Raw genomic sequence first — 17947 nt, forward strand, 5'->3', positions numbered from 1 at the left:
GAAATGACCAGCACACAGCGGCATCCTGCCTTTGCAAAGGTGTTCGCACCGGGCCATCTCACCTTCGGTCTGATTGCGCCGCTGGAGGGCTATCCCGACGCAGCAGCGCCGACCATGAAAAATCACATTGCCCTCGCAAAACAGGCCGACAAAGCCGGTTTTGCAGCACTCTGGCTGAGGGACGTACCGCTTCTCGACCCGGGTTTTGGCGACGCAGGCCAGATATTCGACCCTTTCGTGTATGCAGCACTGCTTGCTGCGGTGACCACACAAATCTGCATCGGTACAGCCGGCATCGTACTGACGCTGCGCAATCCGCTGATGGTCGCCAAACAGGCCTGCAGCGTTGATGTGTTGCTGGAGGGACGCTTCCTGCTGGGGGTGTCGACGGGTGACCGGCCCAGCGAATACCCTGCATTCGGCGAGAATTTCGACACACGCGCAGAGCGTTTCAGAGAGGGTGTCGAGATGCTGCACGCGGTGACCGAGCACTCTTTTCCGGCCTTCACATCGCGCCACTACGGGAAACTCAATGGCACGCTGGACCTACTGCCAAAACCTTTTTTCGGGCGACTGCCTATGATCGCCATCGGCCGCTGTCAGCAGGACATCAAATGGCTGGCCAACCATATGGACGGCTGGATATGGCATCAGAGTGGCTTCAATACCTTGCCCGACGTGATCAATCATTGGCGCGATGCCAATGAGCAGAAACGGTTCAAGCCCTACGGTTATGCGACGTTCTTTGATCTGGAGGACAACAAGGACGCACCCATGAAAGTCGGCCGTGGCATCAGTACCGGGCGCAACGCCCTCATCGAGCTGTGGCAGCGTCAACGGGAACAGGGGGTTTCGCATGTTGCGCTGAACCTGAAACCACTGAGACGTCCGGCCACGGAAGTGTTACAGGAGCTGGAAGAGTATGTGCTGCCGTATTTCCCGACCCGACGCAGTGAGCATGCCTGAGCGAGTATTTCACCTGCACGGCCACTGTCGGCAAAGGATCTAGCAGGGAAGAACGACATAAAACCGACCTGGGAGGTCATCATGCGCACTGAAAAAGCTTATCCGATAAAACCTAACCCGATGCGCAGCAGCCGCAACAAGATGCAGCTGGGTGTTTTCTCCACTAACACCGAGGGCGGCTGCACCGTCACCAATGCGCCGGAACGCCTTCGCGGAGACGATTGGGCAGGTAATCTGGAAATCGCCCGGGTGGCCGACGATGCGGGGTTTGAAGCCTTCATACCGGTAGGCCGCTGGAAAGGTTTTGGCGGCACCAATAACACCGGCGGTGTCTGTTTCGAAACCTACACCTGGGCTGCCGGTATTGCCGCCCTGACCAACCAGATTGCCGTGTTCACCACATCGCACCTGCCCACGGTTCATCCGCTGTTTGCAGCCAAGCAGGCGGTGACCATCGATCACATCAGCAGCGGGCGCTTCGGGCTGAATATTCTGTGCGGCTGGTACGGCGCGGAAATGCGCATGTTCAACGGCGAGATGATGGAACACGACAAACGCTACGACTACGCAGAAGAGTGGCTGCACATTGCAAAAAATGCCTGGGAGCAGAAAAAACCGTTCGACTTCAAAGGTGAGTATTTCAACATCTGCGCTGCTATCTCGCAGCCCCAACCCCTCAACACCCCCTATCTGATCAATGCCGGCGGGTCGCCGCGCGGCAAACTGTTTTGCGCCAAACACTGTGATGCGGCCTTCCTGATCGTCAAACACCTGGACGGTGAAGACGCCGTGCGTCAGCAGATTGCATCCTACAAGGACCTGGCGAAGCAGGAGTTCGACCGCGATATAAAGATATGGTGTTACGGCTATGTGGTGCAGAAGGACACGCAAGAACAAGCGGACGAATACCTGGACCATTACGCCAACCAGCTGGGTGACGATGAGGGCTGCGATATCATCACCCGCGAGCTGGGCATTCAGACCGGTATTTTCACTCCGGAAGACGCGGTTCGTTTTCGCTTTCATTTCAAGGCAGGGTTTGCAGGCGTGCCGCTGGTAGGTACTCCGGAGCAGATCGTGGAACTGTTCAAGAAATACTCTGACTGGGGGATCGATGGCATCGCACTGACATGGCTGGATTACCACGAAGGCATAAAGGATTTCGTCAGAGAAACACTGCCATTGATGGAACAGGCGGGCCTGCGCGAAGCAATCACTGTCGAGACAATCACTCCGAGAGTAGCCGCCGAGGTAGCCTGATGATGAGGACGCCCTGGCGTAGTTAGCCAGGGCGTCCTACCCGAACGGTTTAAATGGCCAACATGCGTTGTGGATTCAAAAGCGTCATCTCGGCACGGCGCTCGCAACTCAAACCGAACGCGTCGAACCACTGCCCGCTCATCGACAGCCACTCGTGCACGTCGATCTGACTGGTCTGCCCAAGGTCCGAGCTGTAGACCACATTGGGAACATGACTCAACACCTTGGTGAAATCCTGCCGGTCCTGATAGCCCAACAAGTAGGTCAGCGCCGTCTGTTCGATGTAGACCGAGGGTTCACTGCCAATCACCGCAAGCTCGGCTGCTTTCAGACCGGTCAACGGGTTGGCAGGCTGATTGAGCATCAGCCTTGGCACACCGATGCGCAGTGACTCCTCGATCAGCATCCTGACTTCATCGGCGTCGGCATGCCCTGTCGAGACGACCAGCGGATAGTCACGGGCCATTTTGAGAATATCCAGCGTCTGCGGTGTAAGACGTCCGTTCTGCGCTGTCACTCTGGCAGGCTTGATGGGCTTTTCGCACAACAGCGGATGGCTCAGGTTGCGGGCCAGCGTGCTGGTATGCGTTCTGCCCGTGACGGTTGGCAAGTGCACAATGAAACGTCCAGGTTCATCGCCGCGCAAACACAGACTGCGCTCGACCACGCGGTAGTCGATGCCGCCAGCGATCTCGTTCAGAACCACTGAACCGCTGACCGGAAAACCCTGATTGCGTGCTTCCCATGCCTGGGCCGCCGTGCACCCCAGGTGATTTTTCAATACGACCCGGCCCTGCACCGCCGCGTAGCGCCTGCCCGCCTCTATCGCGCCATGACGGCGAATGAACGCATCAGGATTGGCGTGGTAATGCACATCAATGAAGCGTGGCTCCTCGATCTGACTCATTGCACACACTCCGCACTGGCGATCAGAAATGTGTCGATGCTCTCCAGCACCCGGTCCAGATCATCCGCCAGCGGACGCATCCCGCCATCCGGCACACACAGTGAGCGTTGTTTGTAGCCGTTGGTACGCAGCACATGACCCGCCCCCACCAGTTGCGACTTCCCGCCAAACACGCTCAGCACACGCCCTTTGTAATCGAGCAGGCACTCACTGATATCCAAACCACTCAGTAGCCGGAACCCCAGGGTCAGACGCTGCCCCTGGGTTGAAAGCGTTGCGTCATTCTCGCTGCCGGGCCAGTGCTCGTGTTTCTCGCCTTCAGGCAATACCAGATCGTCCAGCAGGCGTTTGGCTTGCTCGACATGCCCTTGTTCTGCCAGATCCGCCATACGTCCCAGCCTGGAATCCAGCAGCGCATCGGCTTTGGCGGGAGAAGAAAGCAGCAACAACGCAGGTGTCGAACGCAGTAATGAAGTGCCTGCCAATGCCTGTACCAACGCACCACCCAAGGCCACGCCGACGAGTACATCCGGCACACCCCAAGGCTCTAGCGCGCTGCCCCAGCGCTCGGTAAACCCGTCAAAGTCTTCACCCGCCTTGACCGGCAGGGACAGGGCATCAAAAACCGTAACCTGATAACCCGCCGCAGTGAAATGCTCGATCAGCGGTTTGGCGAAGCCACCCGCGTCCCAGACCGGCATCACCGGTGAAAGAATGAATACGCTTGATTGCCCGACACCGAAGGTCTGGCAGGTGATGCAATGACTCATGGCTTTTGCTCCTGCAAAAATGACAAGACCCGCTGTTTCGAGCGGGTCCGGTCGTTGATCCATCCTGACGGGTCAGCGGGTCGTGCGCAGACGTTCAACACTGGTGGCATAGCCGCGCAGGGTTGATTCGATAATCAGTTGTGCGGGCAGCACCTCCTTGATCAGGTCCGCGACTTCACCCGCCCAGATGGCCCTGATACTCACATCATCGGCCGCCAGTGCAGCTTCATAGTCCAGGCGCAGTTGACCGGCCGACGCAGCGAAAGCCTGCTCTTCACCCACCCAGCTATCGGAAAAGTCATTGCCGATCACTCGTCCGCTGTAGCCCTGCGGCCAGTCGATGCCGCGTACCTCATCGAAGATCCGGGTTCGCACCGTATCGCTCGCAACAGCCTGCACCAGGCGCTGTTTTACCCGTTCGGAAGGCAGTGCCTCCTGCGAAGCCAGAAAGCGCGTCCCCATCATCACGCCATCCATGCCGAGCGCAAGCGCAGCGGCCATGCCACGCCCATCGGCAATCCCGCCAGCACCGATAAGCACAACATCGTCACCCACCGCGTCGCGAACTGCCGGAAACAGCGGCAATGACGAACGCCGCAAACTGTGACCACCCGCTTCAGCCCCTTGCACGATCAGCGCATCGGCACCGGCGTCCAGCGCATAAAGCGCCTGTTCGACGTCATGCACCTGAACGATGACTTTGGCATTGGCCTGTTGAATGGGCCGGACGAAAGGACGTACATCACCAAACGACAACGCAACCACTGCCGGGCGGTACTCGAGAGCCAACTGAAGCAATTCGAACTGCTTCGCTACGGTAAACATGACCAGGCCCACACCCCATGGTTGCTGCACGTCCTGCATCATCTCCAGTTCACGCGCCATCCATTGCGGATCGCCGTAACTGGCACCCACCAAACCCAGACCACCGGCCCGGGAAACTGCGGCCGCCAGACGCCCTCCGGACGCCCCACCCATCGGTGCCAGAATCAGAGGATGTTCAATTCCAAGAAGAGAAGTCAGTGCTGTATTGATCGTGGCCATCGCCTGATACCTGTGAAAATCCGAGTGAATGTCAGACGAAGGCGACGTCTAAGCAGCCTTCGTCTGCAGCTAATGGATCAACCCGCTTTTTGTAATGCAATTTCAGGGGTGATGTACTCGGCCACGTTATAGAGGTGGTATTCCCAGGTACCGGTTTCCTTTAACCGGGAGTATCGCGATAGAAACTCTTCGTCGGTAAACAGCGACTCAAACTGACTACGATCACTCCATTGCGCCTGATTGATGACGGTCTTGCCGTCCGTGCTCTTCATCAACCGGCTCCATTTGAATGCACTGTAAGTCCGTGCGACATAACTGACCGTTTCTTCGAGAATCTCGATAGCCAGATCCTGAGCACCTTCATTGACCTGCACAACATTGATCAGATACACCGCCTTGTCATCGGTGACGGAGTGAGCGTCGAACAATTCCATTTTCATAATCAGTTCCATTTATAAAAAGAAGTATAAGAACACGTAGTCAAGCCAGAAGCGGTGTTGAAGCCGCCGGTTTACCGTCTTGCCAGAGCAGCGGTGAAATCACCTCGGCCACTGCCGTTTTCTCGACCAGACCGATAATGATCTCGTGAGTGCCGCAGGTCATTCGTTGGGTCACCGAACAGAAAAGCGTCGCCTGGGCGGTACGCAGATAAGGCACCCCCTGGTCCTGCTGCCAGTCTCCGCTTTCAAACCGCGCAGGCCCGTTGACTGCTCCGCCAAACACGCTGACCAGTTCGGCCTGCCCGGTTTGCAACAGATTGACCGAGAACTTTCCCCGCTCAAGCAAAGGCAGGTAAACACTGGCGCTGTGATTGATGCACACCAGAATGGACGGCGGGTCACTGCATACCGAACTGACGGCAGTGGCTGCCATACCGTAAGGCGTGCCTTCATGTTCGGTCGCCACAAGGGTGACGGTCGACGTCAGGCGGCGCATGGCTTTCTTGAATGCAGCGACATTCATGTCGGGAGACTCAGGTGCGCTGAGTCGAGTTTGAGGTTCAGGCACATTTGCGCGTGCTGCCAATCGGGAAGCCTGATTCATGACCGTTCTCCCATGCTGACTTTTTCAGCGTCCGTCAGCCAGGGCTGGTCGTAACGATAGGTGCTGCGGGCATTCTCCAGTGTCGAGCCCGTGGATATGGCCTCGATAATGCTGCGCTCAGTCTGCTCGACCGCCTGAGCACGGCGTACAACCTCGGCGGCCAGTTGCTGTGGAATAACCACGCAACCACTGCCATCACAGACCAGAAGATCACCGGGCCGGACAGTAACCCCATCAATGACCACAGGCACTTGTACCGCTTTGAGTTGTGCGCGGTTCTTGGCTGACTGCATGAAACGCCCACGACTGAACAACGGATAGTTGCACCTGATAACGGTATCGATATCACGTGCCACGCCATCGATAACAGTGCCTTTGATGCCATTGGCCAAGGCGAAGTGGGTCATGATATCGCCCCATACCGTGCAGTCATGACGCCCGGCGTTGGAGGAAACAATCACCGCGCCGCAAGGCACCTGATCGATGTAGTTGGCCGCCCCCTTGAAGGTTGTTGGCGCATCGACCGCTTCGTACTGCACGGTGAACGCAACACCGACACAACGAGTGCCCGGCACTTGCGAAACAATACCCGGCAGCCCTCCATTGATCCCGAGACTGTCCAGTGCATCAGACAGCGAAGCGGTATCCAGATGTTCACATGCGTCCAGCACGGTTTGCGTAATTGCCACCGTTTCAAAGTGCACTGACATAACGTTCTCCCTGAACTGAGGCCTGTTCGGCGCGGTAGCCGACAGAGCTGGCCTGCAACTCGATGCACTGCAGGACAATCGCTTCGCCCACCTGGTCAGTGGTGTGGGAACCGCCAAGGTCGTAACTGCGAACGCCAGATTGTGAAACCAGGCTGACGGCGCGGGTAATAAATGCCGCCTGGGCCGGGTATCCCAAATGTTCCAGCATCAGTGCAATGGCCATGAACATCGCGCTGGGGTTGGCCTTGTTCAACCCCGCATGAGCAGGCGCACTGCCATGTACAGGTTCGAAGTAAGCACCTGAATTACCAAAGTTGCCGCTGGGCGCAAAACCCAGGCCACCCATTACGCCAGCGCCCAGATCGGAAAGGATGTCGCCGAACATGTTCTCGGCAACAATCACCCCGAAGCGTTCAGGCCGTTGCACCATCCACAAGGCAACCGCATCGACATTTTCGATGACACCGGTTATGTCCGGATAACGCTGTGCAATTTCTTCAAAAATACCCCGTGCAAACGCACTGCTGTATCGCAGCACCATCGGCTTGTCGACAAACGTGACCCGGGTGAAGGTGTTCTTGCGTGCGTAATCGAATGCGTATTCAAAAATACGAGTCAAACCACTTCGCGTCTGCAGGCGCAACGTGACGGTCGCATCCTGCTGCCCTGCTCGCTGCCACGGCGCGCCAAGTGCTTCGCGCTCTTCAAGCAAGGGCACCAGCGCATCCGGGACATGCCCGAAGTCCAGCCCCGCATAAAGACCTTCGGTGTTTTCTCTGATCACGACAAAGCGAAATCTGTCTTCACCGGTCATGTCAGTAACCGGGCGTACATTGGCGTACAGGTCCAGGTTCTGCCTGAGCTGAATGACCGGGCTGACGTAGCGGCGGTTCTGGCCCTGAAGTGCCAGGGGCAGCTCTGCTTCCGCCTCTGCCAGCGGCTTGCTGGTTATTGCCCCCAGCAACGTTGCGTCACAGCTGGCCATGACTTCCCAAGTCTGGGCAGGAACCGTTTCACCCTCGCGCTTCCAGCATTCCCAGCCGATATCCGCCGGTATCAGATCAAACGGCAGGTGCAACGCTGCAATCACCGGAAGCGCCGCTTCCATGACCTCAATGCCGATACCGTCGCCGGGCAGAATGCATATACGCTTGCGGGATATTTGGGCGGTCATAGCGCAACTCCTTTTACGCTTTGCGACAGGTCACTGAAGATATTCGACAACGCCGCTCGCGGAGCAAGGCGCGCCACTTTGTCCTGTTGATGCATGACCTCGATCGCTCGGTACTCGGAGGTCAATTGAAACCGTTCAAGGGTGTCTGCCACCCGCTGACTGACATCGTAGGGGAAGTTGTAAGTGCCCAGAATGATATCCATCAGCGGGCTGGGCATATTGTTATGCGGTATCGAGTTGGCTGTGACAGCGGACAATTCGATCACCTTGACCAGGTCAAAACCGTGGCTGACGCCTATACGCTCCAGATAAGCCACCAGCATGCTCAAGTGAAGATTCCCGGCGCCTTTACCCATGCCGCAGATGGACGTGTCGATGTATTCAGCACCGGCCTCGATAGCCGCCGATGCATTCGCCAGCGCCAGCGACAGATTGTTATGGGCGTGAAACCCCAGCGGCACCAGCAACCGGCTTGCGAGACGACTGAACAGCCGGTGCACATCGGCTGGCAGCATATGACCGTTGGAATCCGCACAACAGATAATGTCCGCACCGGCACCCTCCGCACGAGCGGCCGTATCGAGCACGGCTCCCGGCGTCTGCGATGTCACATGCGTTACATTGGCGCTGACACTGAAGCCGTGATCCCGGGCCAGTGACAAGGTCGCCAGCCCTTCATCCAGTTGATCGCGGCGCAGACAGACGCGGATCATCGAAACACCCTGCTCCTTGAGCATGGCGAAGTCATCTGCCGTGATGTTTTTCGGGTGAACCATCACTGCCAGCTCAATGCGTCCATCGGCGGCCTGCGCAATGTTCTCAATAAAGCGTGCGCCTACATCACTGGTCAGCCCGTGCTCGCCCTTAGGCGCAAATGATCCCTTGCAGTAACCAATTTCACAGAGGTCGACGCCTGCATCCGCCAGGCCTGAAGTAATAGCCCGAGCCTGGTCTTCCGTGAAGTTGAAGTTGTTTCGATAACCACCGTCACGCAATGTAACGTCGAGAATCTTTATGTCGGCCATGAGAATCTCCGGCTGTCCTTAGGGTGTAAACAGGGTGCTTGAGATGATCTTGCCACTGCCTTTATTCTTGTCGTTATCCAACAGCGCCGCACCTGCAAACATTGCCGAGCCGACACCTGAACGTCTCGGAGTTTCGAATCATTAACTTCTTAACTCGACATTGATCCTCGTCAAAATCGACCGCATTGTAAATTGTCGATATTTGATCAGGGGATGGGAATTTTTTCACCGTCACCTTATTTGTCTGCCGAAATAACGACTTCTGGCACTGGCCCGACTAGCGATAACAGCTTTCTACATAATTCATCGCGGCCTGAATGGAAGCCACCGCGCGCAAGTCTTCATGCACGCCCAGCCAGACATCAACCTCCAGCGGTGCCGACAGCTCTACCCGGCACAGACGAGAGTTCGCCTCTACCGCAAAACTTGGAAGCAAGGCAATGCCCACACCGGTTTCCGCGGCACGAATTTGCAGTTCTACTGTTTTGGCTTCCAGCACGAAGGGGCGTTCACCGACAATATTTCTGAGCCAACCGTTCTGACTATCGCTCATCAGCTCATTGTCGTAGGCAATAAACTCATAGTGCTCCGGGTGCCGCTCCTCCAGATAAAAACGTGCGCAATAAAATGAGAATGAGGCGGTACCGATACGTCGTGCGACGATGCCACTTTCAACCGGTCTGGAAAACCGTATGCACAAGTCAGACTGGCAACTGGATAACGACGAATACTGATGATCCCCCAACAAGCGCAGCACAATGCCGGGGTGCATGGCACGAAACGCCCCCAGTTGCGGCACCAGCTTCTCAACTGCCACCGATGGCGGCGCGCTGATGGTCACTTCCACACCCTGCGCTACCTGCGCGGCAACAGCGAGACGGCCAATGGCCTGGGTCTGCGCCTCGATCTGCCGCCCGATAGCCGCCAGACGCCGCCCTTCATCAGTCAACTCGTACAACCGCTTGCGACGGTCGACAAGCTTTACATTCAGGGATTTTTCCAGCGAAGCGATACGCCGCGAAACAGTAGCGTGCTCCACACCCAGCACCCTGGCAGCGCCGCTCAAGGAACGAATGGCGGAAAACATCACGAAGTAATGCAAGTCCTCCCAGTCAAAACAGACTTTCGGTTTTCTGAACAGGTTATTAACGTCAAGGGAAACTGATCCATCCAATGGAGTCATTGTCATTCAAGTCATGTCCTTATACGGTTCGCGCGAATAAAAGTCTTCATTACGTATCGACGATGAGTAGTGGCAGACGTGCAGAACGATAAGGATAATGCTGATAACTTCCTCAGGCCCGAAGAGCGAGCGGGTGCCACTGGGTAGTTTAGATTATTGGCGGGTGGGTATTACGGAGAGGGGTTCGGATGATTTGGGACGGGGGTGTCCGGAATGGGCTTTTGCTAGGTGAACACTCTTAAACATAGGTAAGGCAGAATCATTTCAGGCACTGAAATTGATCACATTAACTTATCAAAGCATACTCACCCACTTATACGACTTAGAGATCTGTGCATATGTGGTAGCCACTTTATAAAGAACGCTCATTCCTAGCAAGCCAAGGTTAAGCACCTAACGCCTCGACACCGAAGAACAAAAAGTCCTGAAATACGAGATGATAGATACTACTCATCAACTCAAAGCCTATATTTAATTATCAGTCCAACCACCTCATCAGCTTTATCTGGCTCTTTATCAGCAAAGGCAAGCAAGGACTCCTTTAGGGCTTCGCGAACAACTTTAGCTTCATAGCATCTAGTCACAGGCTCTATTCCACTAAAATTGAAATCAGCCGAGAAGCAGTAGCAATCATTACCGTCTGCATCTCTCAGGCACTCAAACTCCCAACCTGGATCCCCTGTAAGTCCGTTGCCCGAGGTAAGAAAATCTTTTAAGAACTTATTCAAGTCAACATCAGAATAATATTCAACAACAAAAAATAGCACCCAAAACAACAAGTCTCTTTCATCTCCCGGAAGCCTCCCCCACTTCACTTAACGATACCTATCGGAAAAGCCGTCGGAACATACATTTGCTCACCTCTAATATTTACTGGAACCTGAAATCTCACTTCACCCACAACAACCTCCTGCAATGCATTGCCTGTTAGCTGATACTGGAGCAATGCTTTATAAGCGGCTTCATTAGCCATATTCGGCATATCAGGATATACTTTCGGGTCATACACCGTCTTCACTGTGTCCCTTGTAGATTTTGGCAGCTGATATTCTACTTTATAAATCCCAGGTGCAACTTCGACTTTCGATGAAATAGCCCCTGAAGACTCAGTCAGTTCCTTCATAAAAATTTCCATATTATGTCTTCCCGATTTCCCTGAGCGTGTCGCATCTACAAGATGATCTTTCAGGTCAGTTCGAACAACACCACGACCAACAAAATCTGCATCTGGTAAAAGATTATCTGCTAGCCCAAGGTTGCTACTGCCTTTCACGCTCCCTTTAGCCTGAACCCACTTCCCTCCAACCCACTTGACCGCAAATCCACCAATCTCTGCAGTGATCAAACCACTGACGACGTCAAATATCAACCCACCCGCCTGCTGGTCGGATTGCGCCAGTAATTTATCCCCTGCACGCTCAAGTCCTTGAGCCGGTATAGGGCTGGTCGCCCAATCTACCCCAGAGCCTGCCGCGGACTAAATATTTTGACCAATCCCTACCACCGTGTAGTACGGGCGACTAGCAAAATTTACGGCGCTGGCAGCAGCCTTAGTAGGCCATTCCAAGGCCTGATTGACACTGACAAGGCCCCGTTCGGAAAGCATATAACCCAAAGTTTTCGCAGGGGCGTACCCATCAAATTTGACCTGACTCTGATCTACACCTTTGCTGGCAAAATAATCGTCGAACAGAGCCTTATTGTATTCGCCCAGAGTCCAGCCGCCATCTTTAAAAGATTGGAGCTGAATTGCACGTTTACGCTCTTTCAGTTCGTAGTCTCGTGCCTTGTCCAGTTCATCCGTTTCACGAGTGACATTCGCTTGGCAAGCACCAACGTCACCACCAGCCGTCGCATAGGCAGCCCGAGCCTTATCAGCATCCCGAATCTCAGCGTGTGATAGCCAGTTGTACCGGGTAGCATTAGCGGAGAGGTACAGCGTTGTTTGGTCATCAGCCCCCCTGTCTGGCAATATTCTCGCCTAAATGAGTGTCCGAATTCATTAGACCACTACAAATTCTCAAGACGCTCAACCCGGTATGTAAGGTTTAAAGTCTTCAATACTTTTTCTCTTCTCCTCCAGAAGAGACACAACAAACTGGGAATCAAACTCCACAAGAAATTCGATCGCGTCATATATCTTCCATCGATGAACTTCTGGGTTATCAATTATCGACATGAGATAACTCTTAATGAGCGGGAGATATTCAAAATAATGCTCGCGCTTTATAAATGATAACACATCGATTATCTCGAAAGGATTGCTAGCTGCCAACTCTATTATTTTGGACAGCAGGGGATAAACCTCCGCTCTTGCTACGTCTTTTTTCCCCGCGCCAGCCATATTGGCATAAAACATAACCACGGCCATAAGAACCTGGCGAAAAGTATCATCGTACCCATGCAACCTATGAGGATAGACATTAGCTATAATAGTAGACTTTTTCTCGACAAACTCCTTCAATACACTAAACCCCTCAAAAACCCCCCAACTGGCCAACAACCTCGCAGCCAAGAATTTTACTACTTCATCATCTGCGTTACGAAGCAGATGAATTACTGCGTCCATTCTTTCTTGTGGAATATCTTCTAAATCCAAGTCACCCGCATCAGCAGCATAATCTGCGCCTTCTGGAATATTGCTAAGCAAAAAATTTATTTTATGGTCCACAATAAACACCTGCTTATCGATAAATTTATATAAGTGACTGGAACGCAATCTTTGATCAGACACTCACCATCGCGAACAGTATTACCCAGATCAGACTCTGCCCCTAGCTAAAGAAATTTTATTTTTTGGCGAAGGGTTAATAATATATTTTTCACGTGCTGCATTTACTCTCGCTTGCAGCTCAGCTACGACTTCAAGATTTGTCAAAATTCTCGTATCAAGCAAACAGGTGTTTGAATACTACCGGTACCATCTTGATTTGGAGGCACCAATTCCGCATCTTCATTTATGTGCGCCTTCGGTTTACCGTTACTTCCGATCTGCGAAGAGAAATCATCATCGCTGCGCACTACGACATTATCATCTAAAGCCTTTGAACCTGCATCAATCTGTCTATCTACCAGTGCTTCACCGCTTTTTTCAAGCCGGAAAGGTATGCTTTCGTTTGTCGACGTGCTCCGCGTCAGAAAATGCCATACATTTCATCGAAAACTCAGCAGCTGTTTTCGATAAACTTTTCCAAAACGGTAGATTTTTCAGAGCTTTGTCACGCTAAAAAATCATCAAAATCGCTTCCAACTTTAGAAGCTTTATACTTCAAAGCCTTTAAGCCAATCATTCCTTAAAATCAAATCTTTCGGCCAAAAATTTCTTGAAAATCATTCGCTAAATCACGAATTCCCATATCAGGATTAAGGCTGAAAAGCTGATCCCTAGTGACCGTCAGCGATAAAAACACCTCCTCAATCACTTTGTAATCGATTTCCTTTTCATAGTACCTCTCAACTAAAGACTCATATGGCTTGCATCCACCCACTAAAAAACCTAATAACGGATATTCCTCAAGATTATTAGGAGACGCGCTCCAGCCTGACTGCTCGACGCCTCGTCAAAAAAACAAACTTGCATTATCATTAGAAAAAGCAGGCTCATCTTTGAATTTTTCAAAAGCCTTAGGAATTAAACTCAAGTGCTCAAATGCGTTAGATAACGCTGAAGAAAATAGAACCTTTCCTGCAGCGCCTTCATTAGTAAAGTGTAAAAAAAACTCGCCACCTGAGCCGTCTCTCATCGACGCCATCATTTCTCTCTCATTCCCATCCCAATTAGAGTTGAATGAAAAATACCTATACTCCCACTCAGGCATGATTATGGCATCCAGGAGTGCCAAGCCTTGGGCTGCGCATTTAACACGATCAATAGATGGCAGATCGCTTACATCCCGTATGGAGTTATTCATCTATTATCCTCTGATTATCAGATTTAGCTCTATTTTCTTGCCGAGACAAGATTTGAAGATTTGAACTGCAGTTACTCCCGTCGCAACTTTTCGGCTTTACATGATAAAACTGCCACTCGTTAGGATATGGAGTTACTCCACACTGGCTTTTTTGCGGTCGAACTAATTCTACACCACTGGCATCTGATCTAACCACACCATCGTTCGCTGCCTTATTCAACTCCAGCACCTCTTGCTTTTGTCGCAATGTAAAATCTTTACCGGGCCCAACATTCGGTGGATTCTCAATACTTGAATAATCAACTTTTGCAGGAGCTCTCGCTTTTTGCGCCCCGGATTCGATAACCGGGTTGCTCAAATCAACATGATTTTCTACCAGTGCTTCACCGCTTTTTTCAAGCCGGTTTGACGCTTTCGCAAGCACCCTGCGGAATGAGCCCCCCCCATTAGAAGCCGCCAAACTAGCAATTATCATACCAAGATCAACTGTTTGTTCGGGCGTTAGCTTTAACGTCGCCTGGAGTCTCTCAGCTATGGCTTGCGCGCTAGCACCGGTCGTCGCAACTGCCAAGGTCTCCTGAAACTCCAGGTTCTCATTGATCAGGATCTGCAGCGTGTCCTTGGCATACTTAGAACCATCACCCAAATTGAAAGGTCGGCTACCGTGTTAGCAACATCCCTTGAGGACGGTTTACACAGAGAAACGTCGAACCTGCAATTGATGATCGCTTCAAGCGTTTGATCTTCGCTCACTTTTTTGTAAGCGGCCACAATCGAATCGCACTCGGCAGGGGCACATTTCCTTAACTTTTCGGCTGCCTCTTTCAACTGGTTATGGGCAAGGTAGTTGTACTGCGTACTGTTAGCCGTCACCATCGCCGCTGCCGATGCATCCCCGCCCATTGCAGCAGCAGTCAGAGCACCGATCAACTGCGAGGCAGTCATCAGCTTGCTGACACCTGCCTGGTTCAGTTTCTCCTTGCTGACGATGGCGTTAGAAACGGCACCTCCAGCTTCATCTGATTATCGGTAACTACGCCCCCCACAAGCATGCCGCAGTGAAAGCCTAGACGGCGAATCATCCACGTTTTCATATTCATTTAACACTAACCCCCAGCTCCTGAATGAACATGGTCGAGTGCTTCTTTCGAAACATCACCGTGTACATGCGCGACGGCAGCTTTGCCTCCGTGGGCAAGTTAGAACGCCAACGTTCGTGGCGTTACGCAATACTCAGCCGACCCGGTACGCTTGGAACGCAAAGGGAGAGGATATTTTGAAAAATATCCAACGTGTGTGTGAGGTGCTTAAAGCTGCGAAAGAAAAATAAGCTATTTCGAAAAAAGAACACTAGCAGCAGCTTTCTTCGTCGCTTAGAAAATCTCTAACGCATGCCATTGTATGGATCTGAAACCGAAGGCCCTAGCTCAGATAGAGCAAGTGAAACCTCATTGAAAACTTCCAACGACACCCCTTGTGGTGAAAGCGAGCCAAGGAAGTGACTTACGTCCTCAAGCCCTAATCTCACCATAATATTAATCACATTTTCAGCCATATCTAGATCATAGCCATCCCATAATGATATCAAGCATCGTTCGACTCGCCCCCTAATACCAACCTCTATAACGCTATAAGTATGCCATTGCCTATCACTTAGCTCCAATAAACACCTTACAAAATCAGACCTATCTACATCGCCAGACTCAAGACCTTCTAACAACTCTCTAAATTCAGAATCAAGCTCGCTATTAGTCATAGTCTCTGGCAACGCAGCGTAGTAAGCAAAATTTTTCATGTCTAGAGATCCACCGGTATACGCGTAGAGTTGGAGGGCTTTCTATACAGCAAACCATCTTGCCCCAGCATCTAAACTCTAACTAGTACAAACTCCATCAAAATACCACTACCACTCATGCTTTCAATAATTGCTCGACTCGCGCCTATCGACTTCAAAGCGAAATCCATTTTATTTAATGAAGAGGAAAAGTCAACAATACAATCCATGTCTGGAATTCTCTTATTTCCCTTGATTTTAAAACCCTCGATACCAAGAATTGCAATATTGTTACTTTTGCAGTAGTCGACCAGCCTAATTCCATCGCCAACATCAAACAAAGGAATGCTGCTCCACATCAATGTAGGTGTAATAGGTAAATCCTCAACGGATACTTCAACTGTAATCAGTCCCATGATGCAACCCACTCAGGATCTTTTTTATTGGAGGTTTCCCACCAGAACTAGCTAATTCTCCTGTCGCTTTTGCACCAGCTAATCAAGCGAGAATGATGAGAAGTAAAACGATAACTTTTTATCCTCAAGATCACTCAGTTGATAACGCATCCTATCGAAGCCAGAATCCAGCTTATTAACGTTCATGTGCATCAACTGAGTTAATCCGCCGCCAAAATCACGGGACGTAAATTGGCTAATATCAATGAACCTGATACTCACCACATCAGTCCCTACCTTTTCAGAGGCCGAGATCGATAAGGATAAATCATAAACCATCCCGTCAACATTCAGCTGAATACTAGCCCAGAAACCTGATCAGTCGTGAGTTTATTACCAGATTGTAGATACCTAAGAGACTCGGCAACAATAGACACTTCTACTGGGCACGCCTGTAAAGCAAGTTCGCAAGCCACTTTTACAGCATGTCTTCGTTGTTCCTCACTGACTACCTTAAGTTTTTCTACAAGGCTTTCCTCAACCATTTCTAAACGCATAATTATTATTTAGCCTCTGGCAGCGGTTTTAATGGCGCGGACACATCCTGTGCGCTCTTTAAACTACGACTGCCAGAATGTCAGGCAGACACCATATTCATCGAGAAGATCGTCAGCAATTTCAAACTGAAATACCTTCTCTGGAAAGGCATCGAATAACGCGCGCCTCCAATATCTAGCAATCTGTTCAGCAAATAAATGACAAAGACGATAATCTTCTTCCGAGAGGCCCACTTTAAATACGGGTCGACCCGGTGCATCCTCCCACTTTGAAAAGAACTGATTTATTGAAAAAATATTTCTGTATTGCTCAACGTCTCTACGCGATTTACTTTGTTCCAACACACTAGATTCGGTCTCAACCAGCCCGTTCAAATGAAATTTTTGCGGATCGTATTGCTGAGCGTTAGGCAGCCAGAAAATGTGACCATTGACCTCAATAAAATCAGGAGAGAGCAAACCCAGAACAGAAATTGCCTGTTCTAATGAAACCAAGTTCCCTACATATGAAAAAAACTCCCCGGAGCCAATATCTGAAACAAACAGACTCAACGACTCTTTAGAAATATTACCCTGATAAACTTTCATCATTTCAACCCCAAGCTATCAAGAACCGACTGAGGAACATTCCCCCCAAAAACTTTTGTATCACTTCCCTTCTTGGGGAAATATGCTCCATTCGACCACCTTAATCCGAGAGCTAGACACATCATACAGTGCACGCCCCTCAGGACCGTAGACAACAACATGCCCATTTCCAAGATTTGCATAAGAATCGGGAGTTTGCCCTTGCAACGGATACTGAACACCACCACGCGTTCCCGTGACCGTCACATTCGTTTCCCTGAGTCCCTTGGTATAATCTAAATCAATAGTATTACCGGCAGAGTCCGTAATGAACCTGGGTGTATTTGGAGCGTTAGTAGTTGCTTTTGCACCATCTCGTACCGTATCAAGGCTAGAGCTTACACTATCTCCAGGCATTTCAGGAGCATCCGGCACATCCAGATCACGCCCAACACTCTCGAGCTTAGCCAGCTTCTTCTCCAGCGAACTCGCCTTGTAGCTCGCCGCAGCAGTCTTGAGGGTACTGCTCGAAAGGTCGATACCCATCCTCGACAGCTCTGCCGCCGCTTTCGCAGTGTTCGTCTGACCTCCCGCCAACGCGCCGACAACAATCGATATCGCTTGCCCCATTGTCGTGCCTAATTATTCGGCGTTTTCATC

22 protein-coding genes and 1 pseudogene are annotated in these 17947 nt (G+C 51.6%); 3 read left to right on the plus strand and 20 right to left on the minus strand.

The features are described from left to right. The first annotated feature begins 3 nt into the window (after positions 1-3). Both AO068_RS09170 and AO068_RS09175 read left to right on the plus strand, forming a co-directional pair. Positions 4-966 carry an LLM class oxidoreductase gene (locus AO068_RS09170; protein WP_058402210.1) on the plus strand — a complete coding sequence of 321 codons (963 nt, stop codon included), beginning with the start codon at positions 4-6 and terminating at the stop codon, positions 964-966. Between the two features lie 81 nt (positions 967-1047). Beyond that, the gene (locus AO068_RS09175; RefSeq protein WP_058402209.1) at positions 1048-2226 is read left to right on the plus strand and encodes an LLM class flavin-dependent oxidoreductase; all 1179 of its coding nucleotides are present in this window, start codon (positions 1048-1050) and stop codon (positions 2224-2226) included. A gap of 49 nt (positions 2227-2275) precedes the next feature. Here AO068_RS09175 and AO068_RS09180 read toward each other — a convergent pair whose 3' ends face one another. The 16 genes from AO068_RS09180 to AO068_RS09255 all read right to left on the minus strand — a co-directional run bounded on the left by AO068_RS09180 (position 2276) and on the right by AO068_RS09255 (position 14939). Continuing rightward, complete coding sequence (locus AO068_RS09180; protein ID WP_058408204.1) at positions 2276-3133, minus strand: DUF6282 family protein; 858 nt, start codon at positions 3131-3133, stop codon at positions 2276-2278. Beyond that, positions 3130-3903 carry a hypothetical protein gene (locus tag AO068_RS09185; RefSeq protein WP_058402207.1) on the minus strand — a complete coding sequence of 258 codons (774 nt, stop codon included), beginning with the start codon at positions 3901-3903 and terminating at the stop codon, positions 3130-3132. Before AO068_RS09185 ends, AO068_RS09180 begins: the two co-directional genes overlap by 4 nt. 72 nt (positions 3904-3975) lie before the next feature. Then, the gene (locus tag AO068_RS09190; RefSeq protein WP_058402206.1) at positions 3976-4947 is read right to left on the minus strand and encodes an NAD(P)H-dependent flavin oxidoreductase; all 972 of its coding nucleotides are present in this window, start codon (positions 4945-4947) and stop codon (positions 3976-3978) included. Between the two features lie 77 nt (positions 4948-5024). Continuing rightward, positions 5025-5387, minus strand: a complete 363-nt coding sequence (locus AO068_RS09195; protein WP_054096793.1) for an antibiotic biosynthesis monooxygenase — start codon at positions 5385-5387, stop codon at positions 5025-5027. A 40-nt stretch (positions 5388-5427) separates the two neighbouring features. After that, a complete protein-coding gene (locus AO068_RS09200) occupies positions 5428-5910 on the minus strand; it encodes a flavin reductase family protein (RefSeq protein WP_057401111.1) in 483 nt (160 codons plus the stop codon). A gap of 77 nt (positions 5911-5987) precedes the next feature. Continuing rightward, positions 5988-6701 carry an RraA family protein gene (locus tag AO068_RS09205; protein WP_058402205.1) on the minus strand — a complete coding sequence of 238 codons (714 nt, stop codon included), beginning with the start codon at positions 6699-6701 and terminating at the stop codon, positions 5988-5990. Next, positions 6685-7875: an isocitrate/isopropylmalate dehydrogenase family protein gene (locus tag AO068_RS09210; RefSeq protein ID WP_058402204.1), complete on the minus strand. Its 1191-nt coding sequence runs from the start codon at positions 7873-7875 to the stop codon at positions 6685-6687. Before AO068_RS09210 ends, AO068_RS09205 begins: the two co-directional genes overlap by 17 nt. Beyond that, positions 7872-8900, minus strand: coding sequence for a nucleoid-structuring protein H-NS (locus AO068_RS09215; protein ID WP_005746903.1), 1029 nt, complete (start codon positions 8898-8900; stop codon positions 7872-7874). Before AO068_RS09215 ends, AO068_RS09210 begins: the two co-directional genes overlap by 4 nt. A 277-nt stretch (positions 8901-9177) precedes the next feature. Next, the gene (locus tag AO068_RS09220) at positions 9178-10089 is read right to left on the minus strand and encodes a LysR family transcriptional regulator (protein ID WP_005746904.1); all 912 of its coding nucleotides are present in this window, start codon (positions 10087-10089) and stop codon (positions 9178-9180) included. A gap of 452 nt (positions 10090-10541) precedes the next feature. Further along, positions 10542-10898: a hypothetical protein gene (locus tag AO068_RS09225; RefSeq protein ID WP_058408205.1), complete on the minus strand. Its 357-nt coding sequence runs from the start codon at positions 10896-10898 to the stop codon at positions 10542-10544. Continuing rightward, positions 10895-11452 carry a CdiA family toxin C-terminal domain-containing protein gene (locus AO068_RS09230; RefSeq protein ID WP_058402202.1) on the minus strand — a complete coding sequence of 186 codons (558 nt, stop codon included), beginning with the start codon at positions 11450-11452 and terminating at the stop codon, positions 10895-10897. Before AO068_RS09230 ends, AO068_RS09225 begins: the two co-directional genes overlap by 4 nt. Before the next feature lie 108 nt (positions 11453-11560). Continuing rightward, positions 11561-12055, minus strand: coding sequence for a hypothetical protein (locus AO068_RS28755; protein ID WP_058408206.1), 495 nt, complete (start codon positions 12053-12055; stop codon positions 11561-11563). Between the two features lie 57 nt (positions 12056-12112). Further along, complete coding sequence (locus AO068_RS09240; protein ID WP_058402200.1) at positions 12113-12754, minus strand: hypothetical protein; 642 nt, start codon at positions 12752-12754, stop codon at positions 12113-12115. Between the two features lie 889 nt (positions 12755-13643). After that, the gene (locus AO068_RS26725) at positions 13644-13994 is read right to left on the minus strand and encodes a hypothetical protein (protein WP_058408208.1); all 351 of its coding nucleotides are present in this window, start codon (positions 13992-13994) and stop codon (positions 13644-13646) included. Then, complete coding sequence (locus AO068_RS29120) at positions 13987-14565, minus strand: HNH endonuclease signature motif containing protein (RefSeq protein WP_201022884.1); 579 nt, start codon at positions 14563-14565, stop codon at positions 13987-13989. Before AO068_RS29120 ends, AO068_RS26725 begins: the two co-directional genes overlap by 8 nt. A 29-nt stretch (positions 14566-14594) precedes the next feature. Further along, positions 14595-14939 carry a hypothetical protein gene (locus AO068_RS09255; protein WP_058402198.1) on the minus strand — a complete coding sequence of 115 codons (345 nt, stop codon included), beginning with the start codon at positions 14937-14939 and terminating at the stop codon, positions 14595-14597. Positions 14940-14995: 56 nt separating this feature from the next. Here AO068_RS09255 and AO068_RS26735 point away from each other — a divergent pair. Continuing rightward, positions 14996-15324 (plus strand): annotated as a pseudogene (locus AO068_RS26735) (IS630 family transposase); the annotation flags it as partial. Positions 15325-15378: 54 nt separating this feature from the next. Here the strand turns inward: AO068_RS26735 and AO068_RS28050 are convergent. The 4 genes from AO068_RS28050 to AO068_RS09275 form a co-directional block, all read right to left on the minus strand. Next, a complete protein-coding gene (locus AO068_RS28050; RefSeq protein ID WP_144439834.1) occupies positions 15379-15789 on the minus strand; it encodes a hypothetical protein in 411 nt (136 codons plus the stop codon). A 71-nt stretch (positions 15790-15860) separates the two neighbouring features. Then, positions 15861-16184, minus strand: a complete 324-nt coding sequence (locus tag AO068_RS09260; RefSeq protein ID WP_177342363.1) for a hypothetical protein — start codon at positions 16182-16184, stop codon at positions 15861-15863. Positions 16185-16783: 599 nt separating this feature from the next. Next, on the minus strand, positions 16784-17311 hold the full coding sequence (locus AO068_RS09270; RefSeq protein WP_227449401.1) for a hypothetical protein: 528 nt from the start codon (positions 17309-17311) through the stop codon (positions 16784-16786). 57 nt (positions 17312-17368) lie between these two features. Then, entirely contained in the window at positions 17369-17833 is a 465-nt protein-coding gene (locus AO068_RS09275; protein ID WP_144439833.1) for a hypothetical protein, read from the minus strand. Between the last annotated feature and the right edge of the window lie 114 nt (positions 17834-17947).

The organism is Pseudomonas sp. ICMP 3272 (genome assembly GCF_001466905.1).
Classification (GTDB): Bacteria; Pseudomonadota; Gammaproteobacteria; order Pseudomonadales; family Pseudomonadaceae; genus Aquipseudomonas; species Aquipseudomonas amygdali.

Bases quoted from the DNA above. Each gene is read 5' to 3' on its own strand.
- AO068_RS09170 (WP_058402210.1), top strand. From the start codon at position 4: ATGACCAGCACACAGCGGCATCCTGCCTTTGCAAAGGTGTTCGCACCG.
- AO068_RS09175 (WP_058402209.1), top strand. From the start codon at position 1,048: ATGCGCACTGAAAAAGCTTATCCGATAAAACCTAACCCGATGCGCAGC.
- AO068_RS09180 (WP_058408204.1), bottom strand. From the start codon at position 3,133: ATGAGTCAGATCGAGGAGCCACGCTTCATTGATGTGCATTACCACGCC.
- AO068_RS09185 (WP_058402207.1), bottom strand. From the start codon at position 3,903: ATGAGTCATTGCATCACCTGCCAGACCTTCGGTGTCGGGCAATCAAGC.
- AO068_RS09190 (WP_058402206.1), bottom strand. From the start codon at position 4,947: ATGGCCACGATCAATACAGCACTGACTTCTCTTCTTGGAATTGAACAT.
- AO068_RS09195 (WP_054096793.1), bottom strand. From the start codon at position 5,387: ATGAAAATGGAATTGTTCGACGCTCACTCCGTCACCGATGACAAGGCG.
- AO068_RS09200 (WP_057401111.1), bottom strand. From the start codon at position 5,910: ATGAATGTCGCTGCATTCAAGAAAGCCATGCGCCGCCTGACGTCGACC.
- AO068_RS09205 (WP_058402205.1), bottom strand. From the start codon at position 6,701: ATGTCAGTGCACTTTGAAACGGTGGCAATTACGCAAACCGTGCTGGAC.
- AO068_RS09210 (WP_058402204.1), bottom strand. From the start codon at position 7,875: ATGACCGCCCAAATATCCCGCAAGCGTATATGCATTCTGCCCGGCGAC.
- AO068_RS09215 (WP_005746903.1), bottom strand. From the start codon at position 8,900: ATGGCCGACATAAAGATTCTCGACGTTACATTGCGTGACGGTGGTTAT.
- AO068_RS09220 (WP_005746904.1), bottom strand. From the start codon at position 10,089: ATGACAATGACTCCATTGGATGGATCAGTTTCCCTTGACGTTAATAAC.
- AO068_RS26725 (WP_058408208.1), bottom strand. From the start codon at position 13,994: ATGAATAACTCCATACGGGATGTAAGCGATCTGCCATCTATTGATCGT.
- AO068_RS09255 (WP_058402198.1), bottom strand. From the start codon at position 14,939: ATGACTGCCTCGCAGTTGATCGGTGCTCTGACTGCTGCTGCAATGGGC.
- AO068_RS28050 (WP_144439834.1), bottom strand. From the start codon at position 15,789: ATGAAAAATTTTGCTTACTACGCTGCGTTGCCAGAGACTATGACTAAT.
- AO068_RS09260 (WP_177342363.1), bottom strand. From the start codon at position 16,184: ATGGGACTGATTACAGTTGAAGTATCCGTTGAGGATTTACCTATTACA.
- AO068_RS09270 (WP_227449401.1), bottom strand. From the start codon at position 17,311: ATGATGAAAGTTTATCAGGGTAATATTTCTAAAGAGTCGTTGAGTCTG.
- AO068_RS09275 (WP_144439833.1), bottom strand. From the start codon at position 17,833: ATGGGTATCGACCTTTCGAGCAGTACCCTCAAGACTGCTGCGGCGAGC.